This is a genomic window from Amycolatopsis sp. NPDC058986, from assembly GCF_042741125.1.
Taxonomy (GTDB): Bacteria; Actinomycetota; Actinomycetes; order Mycobacteriales; family Pseudonocardiaceae; genus Amycolatopsis.
This window is the reverse complement of record NZ_JBHYJW010000114.1, coordinates 1-10,844: the sequence shown is the minus strand read 5'-3', so window position 1 is coordinate 10,844 and position 10,844 is coordinate 1. Positions and strand designations below refer to the sequence as shown.

Annotated in this window: 9 protein-coding genes; 4 read left to right on the top strand and 5 right to left on the bottom strand. The window is 71.2% G+C overall.

The window, feature by feature from the left end:
• Nucleotides 1–292 precede the first annotated feature (292 nt).
• Entirely contained in the window at nt 293–1,855 is a 1,563-nt protein-coding gene (locus tag ACFW0G_RS44685; RefSeq protein ID WP_378331665.1) for an alkaline phosphatase D family protein, read from the bottom strand.
• 148 nt (nt 1,856–2,003) lie between these two features.
• Here ACFW0G_RS44685 and ACFW0G_RS44680 point away from each other — a divergent pair, with 148 nt between their 5' ends.
• A complete protein-coding gene (locus tag ACFW0G_RS44680) occupies nt 2,004–4,376 on the top strand; it encodes a penicillin acylase family protein (protein ID WP_378331664.1) in 2,373 nt (790 codons plus the stop codon).
• A 12-nt stretch (nt 4,377–4,388) separates the two neighbouring features.
• Here the strand turns inward: ACFW0G_RS44680 and ACFW0G_RS44675 are convergent, their stop codons facing one another.
• The gene (locus tag ACFW0G_RS44675; protein WP_378331663.1) at nt 4,389–5,144 is read right to left on the bottom strand and encodes an SDR family NAD(P)-dependent oxidoreductase; all 756 of its coding nucleotides are present in this window, start codon (nt 5,142–5,144) and stop codon (nt 4,389–4,391) included.
• 34 nt (nt 5,145–5,178) lie between these two features.
• A complete protein-coding gene (locus ACFW0G_RS44670) occupies nt 5,179–5,922 on the bottom strand; it encodes an SDR family NAD(P)-dependent oxidoreductase (protein WP_378331662.1) in 744 nt (247 codons plus the stop codon).
• A 144-nt stretch (nt 5,923–6,066) separates the two neighbouring features.
• Here ACFW0G_RS44670 and ACFW0G_RS44665 point away from each other — a divergent pair, with 144 nt between their 5' ends.
• Nucleotides 6,067–6,897: a helix-turn-helix transcriptional regulator gene (locus ACFW0G_RS44665; protein ID WP_378331661.1), complete on the top strand. Its 831-nt coding sequence runs from the start codon at nt 6,067–6,069 to the stop codon at nt 6,895–6,897.
• 26 nt (nt 6,898–6,923) lie between these two features.
• Here the strand turns inward: ACFW0G_RS44665 and ACFW0G_RS44660 are convergent, their stop codons facing one another.
• Both ACFW0G_RS44660 and ACFW0G_RS44655 read right to left on the bottom strand, forming a co-directional pair.
• Nucleotides 6,924–7,334 carry a DUF4233 domain-containing protein gene (locus ACFW0G_RS44660; RefSeq protein WP_378331660.1) on the bottom strand — a complete coding sequence of 137 codons (411 nt, stop codon included), beginning with the start codon at nt 7,332–7,334 and terminating at the stop codon, nt 6,924–6,926.
• Nucleotides 7,331–9,025, bottom strand: coding sequence for a bifunctional folylpolyglutamate synthase/dihydrofolate synthase (locus ACFW0G_RS44655; protein WP_378331659.1), 1,695 nt, complete (start codon nt 9,023–9,025; stop codon nt 7,331–7,333). Before ACFW0G_RS44655 ends, ACFW0G_RS44660 begins: the two co-directional genes overlap by 4 nt.
• 71 nt (nt 9,026–9,096) lie before the next feature.
• Here ACFW0G_RS44655 and ACFW0G_RS44650 point away from each other — a divergent pair, with 71 nt between their 5' ends.
• A complete protein-coding gene (locus ACFW0G_RS44650) occupies nt 9,097–9,726 on the top strand; it encodes a class I SAM-dependent methyltransferase (protein ID WP_378331658.1) in 630 nt (209 codons plus the stop codon).
• 82 nt (nt 9,727–9,808) lie between these two features.
• On the top strand, nt 9,809–10,693 hold the full coding sequence (locus tag ACFW0G_RS44645; RefSeq protein WP_378331666.1) for an SGNH/GDSL hydrolase family protein: 885 nt from the start codon (nt 9,809–9,811) through the stop codon (nt 10,691–10,693).
• Nucleotides 10,694–10,844 lie beyond the last annotated feature (151 nt).

Sequence of the window (10,844 nt, the reverse complement as noted above, 5' to 3'; positions counted from 1 at the left end):
AACCACCTGGCTAGACCGGCCCCTTCACCCTAAAATTGATCCCGGGGTTTCGCCGTGGTCCGTGAAGGCCTCTTTACCGGCGTTGAACGCCGGTAAAGAGGCCTTCACGGCATGTCCGGCGGTCCTTCTGGGCCGCGAAGCGCGCTGAGGGACGCCTTCGGTGCGGCGCGGCCCGTCATGTCCCGAACGACGCGGCGCGGACGGTGAACGTCCCGAACGGAACGTTCGCGACATCGCCGCAGCGCTCATTCCCACCGCTGGCGCCCAAGCCTGGCCCCCGTGATCCGGAGCGTCAGTGTCGTTGGGGTTGCAGGGTTTTCGACCAGAGGGACGTGCCAGTGGCGTCGCGCAGGTCGACGGTCAAAGCGCCCGAAGCGCCGTCGATGTTCAGCTCGCCGAAGTGCTGGTAGCCGTCGGCGGGTGAGGTGTTCGCCGCGAGCGGGGCGTGCACGAACACCGCCTCCGGGCCGAACGTCGGGTCGAGCTTGTTCGGCCCGAACGCGCCCGCGTTGAGCGGCCCGGAGACGAACTCCCAGAACGGCTCGAAGTCCCCGACCGCCGCGCGGTCCGGCGAGTAGTGGTGGGCCGCGGTGTAGTGCACGTCCGCGGTCAGCCACACGACGTTGCGGACGCGGCGGCGCGCGATTTCGCGCAGCACCCAGTGCAGTTCCGTCTCGCGTCCGCCGGGCGCGCCGGGCAGGCCGTTCGCCACCGCCTCGATCCCGCCGGGGCTGTCGGGCACGACCAGCCCGATCGGCATGTCCGCTTGGACGAGCTTCCACGTCGCGGTACTGCGGCCGAGCGCGTCGACGAGCCAGCGTGCCTGCTTGTCACCGAGGATGTGACCGGGTTTCGTCTGGTCCGAGGTGTTCGCGTCGCGGTAGGTCCGCATGTCGAGCACGAAGATCTCGGCGCGGCTGCCGTACCGGAAGTTGCGGTACACCCGCCCGTCGACGGCCTGGCGCGCGTCGATCGGATGCCATTCGTGGAACGCCTGGAACGCGCGGGGCGCCAGGACGTCGACGCGCTTTTCGGTGTATTCGGGGCGGTCGTTGAGAATCTCGCCCGGGTACCAGTTGTTGACGACCTCGTGATCGTCCCACTGGGCATAGACGGGCACCTCGGCGGCGAACCGGCGAAAGTGCTCGTCGAGCCGGTTGTAGGCGTGCTGGCCGCGATACTCGTCGAGCGTCTCGGCCACCTTCGCCTTCTCGGGCGTCATGACGTTGCGCCAGGTGCGACCGCCGGGCAGCGTCACGGTCTCGGTCAGCGGCCCGTCGGCGTACACCGTGTCGCCGCTGTGCAGGAAGAGATCCGGCCGCCGGTCGGCCATCGCGGCGAAGATCCTCATACCGCCCCGCGAGGTGTCGATCCCCCAGTTCTGGCCGACAACGTCGCCGCTCCAGACGATCCGGGTGTCCCGGCGCCCGACCGGCGCGGTGGCGAACCGGCCGGTCAGCGGCTCGCTGCACGTCCGGCCGTCGAGCGCCTCCGCGGTGACGCGGTAGTGGATCTCGGTACCCGGCGGCAGCCCCGCGACGCGCACCTTGCCGGTGCCGCCGGTATCGGGCGAGACCACCGGGCCGACGACGCGGCGCGTGTGCCGGAACGACTCGTCCCGCGCGATCTCGACGATCAGCCGAGACGGGCGGTCCGCCCGCGACCAGACGATGCCGGAGCCGGTGGTGACGTCGCCGGACTGGACGCCGTGGGTGAGGATCGGGCGGTCGCGGCGGACGAGCGCGGGCGCGGCGCCCGCGACGCCGGGCAGGAGCAGGCCGGCGGCGAGCGCGCCCGCGCCGGTGAGCCCGGCCTTGAACAGGACACGGCGGGAGGGTGGGGACAGTTCGGTCATGCGCGGTTTCTATCCCGCGTTCCGGGCGGGCGGGCCAACTGCGCATGTCCCGGTGATGAACGGACACCGGTGTGGTCCGTTCGCCCATTGTCCCGTCGCGCGGCGCCTGGCTAGCTTGATCACGAAATTCCACGACACGGGAGTGACCATGCGCCGCTTACTGGCGTTCCTGACCGTCTTACTGTCGGCGTCCGCGCTGCTCACCCCGGCCGCCACGGCGGCGGAGACCGGGCACGCGGTGATCCGCTACACCGAGCACGGCATACCGCACATCCTCGCGAAGGACTTCGACGGGCTCGGCTACGGCTATGGTTTCGCCGCCGCGCGGGACAACATCTGCGAACTGGCGAACACCTATCTGACCGTCGAGGCGCGGCGCTCGGCGTTCCTCGGGCCGGGCGGCTCGGGCGACGCCGCGCTGAGCAGTGCGCGGACGAACCTGGAAAGCGATCTCCATTTCCAGGCGATCAACGACTCCGGGGTGGTGGAACGGCTCGCCGGGGCGCCCGCGCCGCAGGGCCCGCGCCCCGAGGTGCGCGAGATCATCGCCGGCTACGCCCACGGTTTCAACGCCTACCTGGCGAAAACCGGCCGGGCCGGGATCACCGACCCGGCCTGCCACGACGCCCCGTGGCTGCGCCCGATCACCGAACTCGACGTCTACCGCCACCTCTACGCCATCACGACGATCGCGGGTGGCGGCGCGCTGGTAAGCGGGACGGTGAACGCCGAACAGCCGTCGGCCGCGGCGGCTCCCGCCGCGCCGGCGCCGGACGCCGCGCCGCGGATCGCCGCCGCGGTCCGGACGGCGCTGGGCAGTGGCGAGCTCGGCAGCAACGGGATCGCCGTCGGCAAGGACGGCACCGCGTCCGGATCGAGCGTGCTGCTGGGGAATCCGCACTATCCGTGGCAGGGCGGGCGCCGGTTCTGGCAGGCACAGCTGACGATCCCGGGCCGTTTCGACGTCTCTGGCGGGAGCATGCTCGGGATCCCGCTGATCCAGATCGGGCACACCGCCGACGCCGCGTGGACGCACACGGTCGCGACACCGATCACGTTCGGCCTCTTCGAGCTCCCGCTGACGCCCGGCGATCCGACGAGTTACGTCGTGGACGGCAAGGCGGAGAAGATGTCGGCGCGGACGGTGCGCGTCGAGGTCCGGGAGGCGGACGGCACCCGCCACCAGGTGGAGCGCACGATCCACGGCACACGCTACGGCCCGGTCATCACCTCGGTCGGCGGCACTTCGCTGCCGTGGACGGCCAAGTCGGTGTACGCGCTGCGCGACGCCAACGCCACCAACCTGCGCGCGCTGAACACGTGGTTCGAGCTCGACCAGGCCCGCAGCACCGGCGCCATCGTCGACGCGCTTTCGCGCACCCAGGGCGTCCCGTGGGTCAACACCGTCGCGACCGACCGCGCGGGCAACGCGCTGTACGCGGACATCCAGGTCGTGCCGCATGTCACCGACCAGCAGGCCGCCGACTGCGGGACCCCGCTGGGACGCCTGTTGTTCCCCGCCTCCGGAGTGTCCATTCTGGACGGTTCACGATCCTCGTGCGGCTGGGGATCCGACCCCGGCGCCATCGAGCCCGGCCTGTTCGCCCCGTCCCGGCTGCCGCAGTTGCAGCGCCGCGACTACGCGCTCAACACCAACGACAGCGCCTGGCTCGCCAACGCGCACGCCCCGATCACCGGCTACCCGCGCATTGTCGGTGACCTCGGCACCCAGCGGTCCGATCGGACGCGAGAGGCGCTGATCACCACCGAGGAAACCTTGGCACACGGCGGTTTCACCACCGAGTCGATGCGGGCGACGCTGTTCGCCGACCGCAGCCGCACCGCCGAGCTAGCCGCCGCGGACACCGCGAAGATGTGCGCGGCCTTCCCCGGCGGGCAGGCGCCGTCCTCGCAGGGCCCGGTGCCGGTCGGCCCGGCCTGCGCGGCGCTCGCGAACTGGGACCACCATTACACGCTGGACTCCCGTGGTTCCCTGCTGTTCCAGCGATTCGCGCAGCGGCTGGGCGGCCCGGCCGGGTCGCCGTGGCGGGTCCCGTTCGACCCGGCGCACCCGCTCACCACCCCGAACACCCTGGACACCGCCAGTGCCGCGGTCCAGCAGGCGTTCGGCGACGCGGTGGCCGAGCTGCGTGCCGCGGGCATCCCGGCGGACGCGCCGCTGGGCGAGCACCAGGGCGTCACGCGCGACGGCGAGCGCATCCCGCTCCACGGCGCGCCGGGGACGGTGGGCGTGCTCAATGTGCTCACGCCGGTGTGGCAGGGGGCGGCGGGCAACGCCGAGGTCGTGCACGGGTCGAGCTTCATCCAGGTCGTCGGGTTCGGGCCGGAGCCGTGCCCGGACGCCTCGACGCTGCTGACCTACTCACAGTCCCAGGATCCGACCTCGCCGTATTTCTCGGACCAGACCAAGCTGTTCTCGAAGGGACAGTGGGTGCGGGACCGCTTCTGCGCGGCCGACATCCTGGGTTCCCCCGCGCTGCGGACCGTCATCCTGCGTTAGGTGCGGCGGACGTCAGTACGCCGTGAGCCCGCCGTCGACCACGAACTCCGCGCCGGTGACGAACGAGGATTCGTCACTCGCCAGGAACAGCATCACCGGCGCGACCTCGGCCGCCCTGCCCGCACGGCGCATCGGGGTGCGCGCGATGTCCGGCTGCCGGTCCCCCTGCTCGTCGAGCAGGTCCTGGATCATCGGGGTCGCGATGACCCCGGGGTGCACCGAATTGACCCGGACACCCCGGGTGGCGTACTCCACCGCGGCGGTCTTGGTCAGCAGGCGCACCGCGCCCTTGGACGCCTGGTACGCGGCCGCCGCCCCGCTGCCGACGAGCCCCAGGACCGACGACGTGTTGATCACCGAGGCGCCGCCGGACGCGCGCAGCATCGGCATCGCGGCCTTCATGCCCAGCCAGGTGCCGGTCTGGTTGACCGCGATGACCCGGTCCCACGCCTCCTGGCCGGTCTCCTCGATGCCGGGCCAGTCCACGATCCCGGCGACGTTGACCAGGATGTCCAGCCTGCCGAAACGCCGTCGCACCAGGTCGATGACCGCATTCCAGCGCTGGGACGACGAGACATCGAGCGGTGCGGCGAGGACTTCGGCGCCGCCGCCTGCCAGCCGTGCCGCGAGGGCTTCCACGTCGTCACCGGCGATGTCGGTGACAACGAGCTGGGCCCCTTCACGAGCGAACAGCTCCGCGGTGGCCTGACCGATGCCACCGGTCGCCCCGGTGATCAGTGCGACCTTGCCGGTCAGTCTTCCTGTCATGGTTCTTTCCTCTTCTCCGTGAACTTGAGCGTGCTCAGGCGGCCGTGTAGCCGCCGTCGGCCGCGACGACGGCACCGGTGACGAAGCCGGCGCGCGGGGAGGCGAGGAAGCCGATCACTTCGGCGATCTCCTCGGGGCTCGCGACCCGTTTCAGCGGGTGTGCTTCGCCGAACGAGCGCAGGTATTCCCTGCTGTCGGGGCGAAAGCTGTCGAGCAGGTCGGTCTCGATGACGCCGGGCGCCACGACGTTGGCGCGGATCCCGTGCGGACCGCCTTCCAGCGCGAGCACCTTGGTCAGCTGGGCCAGCGCTCCCTTGGACGCGCTGTAGGCCGAGCCCCCGGTGAAGCCGACGCTGCAGGCGAACGAGCCCACGGTGACGATCGCCCCGCCGCCGCGCTCCCGCATGACCCGGAAGGCTTCCCGGGAGTGCAGGAACGCCGCACGGGCGTTGACGGCCAGCAAGGTGTCCCAGTCGTCCGCCGTGGTTTCGGTGACCGGCTTGTTCACCGACCGGCCCGCATTGCTGACCAGGATGTCGAGACCGCCGAACCGCTCCACCGCGGTGGCCACGGACCGTACCGCCGTCTCCTCGTCCGCCACGTCACCGGCCAGTGCCGTCACGCCGTCGAGCCCGGCCGTCCACTCGTGGACGCTCGGCCGGATGTCGGTGGCGACCACCTGCGCGCCCCTGGCGTGCAGCCAGGCGACGGTCGCCGCACCGACGCCGCGCGCCGCACCGGTGACGAGCGCGACCTTGCCGTCCAGTTCGCCTGCCATTGTCATGTCTCCTTCGCGGTTGTCCCGCCACCGAGTCTGGGACGCGGCGACGGCCGGTGGGAGGGCACGCTTTGCCTGGGTCCGGCAGACCCAGGCAAAGCCCGTTGGTCCGGCCTAGCCTGGAGTCATGAGCGAGTCGAGCGCATGAGCGGCGGAGCACTGGGTGAGTTCCTGCGCGCGCACCGCGCGCGGCGATCCCCGGAGGAGGCAGGCCTGCCCTACTCCGGGCGGCGGAAGGTGCCGGGGCTGCGGCGGGAGGAGGTCGCCGTGCTCGCCGGGGTCAACGCCGACTACTACACGCGCCTCGAACAGGGCCGCGAAACCCATCCCTCGCCGCAGGTGCTCGACGCGCTGTGCCGGGCACTCGATCTCGGCCCGGACGCCCGCGAGCACCTGCACCGGCTGGCGGGGACGGTGCCGGGCACCGGTCCGGAACCCGTGCGGCGGACCGTGAGCCCGCAGTTACGCGGGCTGATGGACGGCTACCGCGAAACCCCGGCGTTCGTCCTCGACCGCACGCTGGACGTGCTGGCCACCAACGCGCTGGCCGACGCGTTGTTCTCGCCGTTCCGCGTGACGGACAACCTCGCCCGCATGACGTTCCTCGATCCCGCCGGACGGCATTTCTACGCGCAGTGGAACCGGACGGCGCAGGCCACCGTGGCGAACCTGCGGCTGGCCACGGGATTCGACCCAGCGGACCCCGCCCTGCTGCGCCTGGTGGCCGAACTCGGCGACGGCAGCGAGGAGTTCCGCGCCCTGTGGGACTCCCATCAGGTGCGCGGCAAGACCCTCGAACCCAAGCAGCTGGTCCATCCCGACGTCGGCCCGCTGACCCTGACCTACCAGGCCTTCGACGTGCGCGACGCACCCGGCCAGCAGCTGGTCGTCTACCACGCGGAACCGGCGACGCCCAGTGCCCGTGCGCTGGCGCTGCTGGGCAGCCTGCACGCCACCATGCGCAGCGCGACCTGACAGTCCATTGTGGACCAGACGGTCCGTCAGGACTGCGGCTGCTGCTGGCTGGGCAGGGTGCCCGCGGCCATCCGGCGCGCGACGTCGCGGCGCAGCCACAGCACCCACAGCCAGAAGGCGAGGAAGATCACGCCGAGGATCGCGACCGCGGGGAGCAGGAACGCCATCGCGATCAGCACCACCTGCAGCACCAGCACCACTGGGACGGCCCACGGGCGCTTGAGCACACCACAGCACAGCAGCAGCGCGACCGCGATGACGATCACCGCCCAGCCGGTGCCGGTGCCGACGCCGCCACCGAGCTTCGCGACGACCGGGATCGCGAGCGCGACCGTGATGGCCTCCATGATCAGCGAACCCGCCATGACCCCGCGGAAGCTCTTCATCGGGTCCTTCGCGGGTTTCGGGACGCTCCCCGCGGCGTTCTCCTCGCTCATGCGGGCTCCTTCCCGAACAGCGTGCGTGCCTCGCCCGCGGTGACGACCGACCCGGTGACCAGCACTCCGCCACCGGCGAGGGGTTCCTCCGGGTCGTCACTCTGCTCCACGAGGCCGATCGCGGTCTCGATCGCCGTCTCCAGGCTCGGTTCGGCCACGACCCGCTCCTCGCCGAAGATCGAGATCGCCAGCTCGTTCAGCTCCTCCAGCGGCATCGACCGCGGCGACGAGTTCCGGGTGACCACGACGTCGGACACCACGGGTTCGAGCGCGTCGAGGATGCCCCGCGCGTCCTTCTCCGCCATCACCGCGACCACGGCGGCGAGCCTGCGGAACGCGAACTCCCCCGACACGGCGGTGGCGAGCGCACGGGCGCCCATCGGATTGTGCGCGGCGTCGAGCAGCACGGTCGGGGCCGCGCGGACACGCTCCAGCCGTCCGGGGTTCTCGACCTCGGCGAACGCTTCGCGCACGGCTTCGAGCACGAGCTGCTTGTCCTTGCCCGCGCCGAAGAACGCCTCGACGGCGGCCAGCGCGAGCGCGGCGTTCGCGGCCTGGTGTTCCCCGTGCAGCGGAAGGAAGATCTCGTCGTAGACGCCGCCGAGGCCCTGCAGCTTCAGCAGCTGGCCGCCGACCGCGACCTCGCGTTCGAGCACCCCGAACTCGCTGCCCGCGCGCGCCACCGCGGCGTCCACCTCAATGGCGCGCTCCAGCAGGACCTTGAGCACGTCCTCGGACTGCTCGCCGATGACCGCGACCGAGCCGGGCTTGATGATCCCGGCCTTCTCCTTCGCCGCCGAAACCGGCTCGGGGCCGAGGTATTCGACGTGGTCGAGGCCGATCGGGGTGAGCACCGCGACGTCGGCGTCGGCGACGTTGGTGGCGTCCCACGCGCCGCCCATGCCTGCCTCGATCACCGCGGCCTCGACCGGCGCGTCGGCGAAGGCGGCGAACGCCATCCCGGTGAGGATCTCGAACTTGCTCATCGCGACGCCGTCCGGATCGGCACCGTCCACCATGGACACATAGGGCGCGACGTCGCGGAAGAGGTCGACGTACTTCGCGGCCGGGATCGGGCGCCCGTCGAGCGCGATCCGCTCGGTGACCAGCTGCAGGTGCGGGCTGGTGTAGCGGCCGACGCGCAGGCCCATCCTGGTCAGCAGCGCGTCGATCATGCGGCTCACCGAGCCCTTGCCGTTGGTCCCGGCCACGTGCAGCACCGGGTAGCCCTTGTTCGGCTCGCCGAGCAGCGTCATCAGCGCGGAGATGCGGGCGAGCGAGGGCTCGAGCTTAGTCTCCGGCCAGCGCTGGTTCAGCTCGGCCTCGACGGCCAACAGCTCGCGACGTGCCTGCGGACCATCCGGATCGCCGTGTTCGGCCTGCTCGCCCTCGTCGTCGAGCTCGTGCGGCGGCTCGTCGCCGGTGTGCGTGAGGTCGGGCACCGGGCCGAGCGCGAGGTTGTCGCCGAGCTGCCCGACGCCGCCGATGCCCGCGCGCGAACCACCGCCCGCGGCGAACGCCTCGTCGGGGCCGTCCAGCTCGGGATCGTGATCGTCGGTGCCCTCGTGTGCCCGCGCGCCCAGCTCGTCGACCCCGGCGAAGCTGTCCGGATCGGCCAGCTCCGGCCTGCGAGGCTCACGCTGCGCGGACTCTGAAGACTCCTCGAACGGTTCGTCCGCCTCTCGCGGCACTGACAACTCCCTAGACCCTGTGTCACCTGTCCAGACGAGTCTACGTGCGGCCGTCCTGGCACTCTCGACGCATGCCGTTCAACCACAACGACCACTACCACCCGTTGCTGCTCGGCCTGCTGCCGCCCGGTCCGGGTACCGCACTCGACGTCGGCTGCGGGACCGGCCGGTTCGCGCGGCGGCTAGCCGCGGCGGGGATGACCGTGGACGCGCTGGACACCTCGGGGCCGATGATCGAGAAGGCCGAGGCGCTGGGCTCGCCGGGTCCCGGCAAGATCGCCTACCGGCACGCGGACGTCACCACCGAATCGCTGCCGGAGGGGCACTACGACTTCATCTCGTGCCTTGCGTCGCTGCATCACGTCCCGTTCGAGACGGTGACCGCGCTGCGCCGCGCGCTGGCGCCCGGCGGCGTCCTGGCCGTACTGGGGCTGGGCAGTCCGAGTGCGGCGGTGGACTGGGGGATGTGGGTGACGGCCGCGCCGGTCAACGTGCTCGCCCGGCTCGTCGTGGCCGCCGGTGAGCGGCTCAACGGCGGCACCGATTTCGTGCCGAAGCCGCCGATCAGGGACGAGACGCCGTCGATGACGAAAATCCGGCGCGAGTCGGCCCGGCTGTTGCCCGGGAGCACGGTCCGGACGCTGCTGTTCTGGCGTTATCTGCTCACCTACCGTGAACCGGGTGGGGTTCACCCGATCTGACACCACGGCCGGGTGAACCCTGGCCTCGACCACCCGATTGGCGGCAGGCAGCGGGATCGGCGCTGATTAGACGTGAATCATGATGCGCATCGCTCGGATTCTGCTCACCGCCGCCGCTTCAGCCGTGCTCCTCACGACGTCGGCCGCCGCCGTTTCCGCCACTCCCCGGGAAGCCGGTGTTCACCATTACGTCGCGCTCGGCGACTCGTACACGTCCGGCCCGCTGATTCCCGCGCAACGCTGGGATCCGCTCGGCTGCGGGAGATCGACGAACAACTATCCGTCCTTCGTGGCCAGGGCGCTGCACCCGGACCGCTTCACCGACGTCAGCTGCGGCGGCGCCAAGACCACGCACATGGTGACGCCGCAGGCGGTCCAGTTCGGCGGGGTGAACCCGCCGCAGTTCTCCGCGCTGCGGGAGAGCACGGATCTGGTCACCCTCGGCATCGGCGGCAACGACTCCGACGTGTTCGGCACTCTCATCGGCACCTGCCCCGGGCTGCGGGCCACCGATCCGCACGGGAACCCGTGCCAGCGGCGGTTCTCCCCCGGCGGCGCCGACACGATGAAGGCCGCCGTCGCACGGACCGGCCAGGACGTCGTCACCGTGCTCAAGGGCATCCACCAGCGCTCGCCGCACGCGAAGGTGCTCGTGGTCGGGTACCCGCGCATCGCACCGCCCAGCGGGACCTGCCCGGCGATACTGCCCTTCGCCGACGGTGACTACCGGTGGCTCGACAGCGTCGAACAGGCCCTGAACACCGCGCTCGCGAAGGCGGTCGCTGCCGACGGCAAGGCGGTCTACGTCGACACCTACGGCCCGTCGCTCGGCCACGACGCGTGCGCGCGGGGCGGTGCGGCGTGGATCAACGGCCAGTACACGCAGCTGTTCGCCGCGCTGTCCTACCACCCGTTCCGCAGCGGCATGCTCGGCGTCGCGAACGTCGTCCTTGAGCACCTGACGTAGCGCGGCCGAGCCCCCCAATGTGGCATTGGGTGCGTTGGACGCAGCGAACGCCACATTGGGGATTTTTCATCCTGGTTTGTGCTGGTGGGGTGGGGTTGACGGGGTGGGGTAATGGTCAGGTTGTGGTGTCGCGGACGTGCTGTTCGTGCTG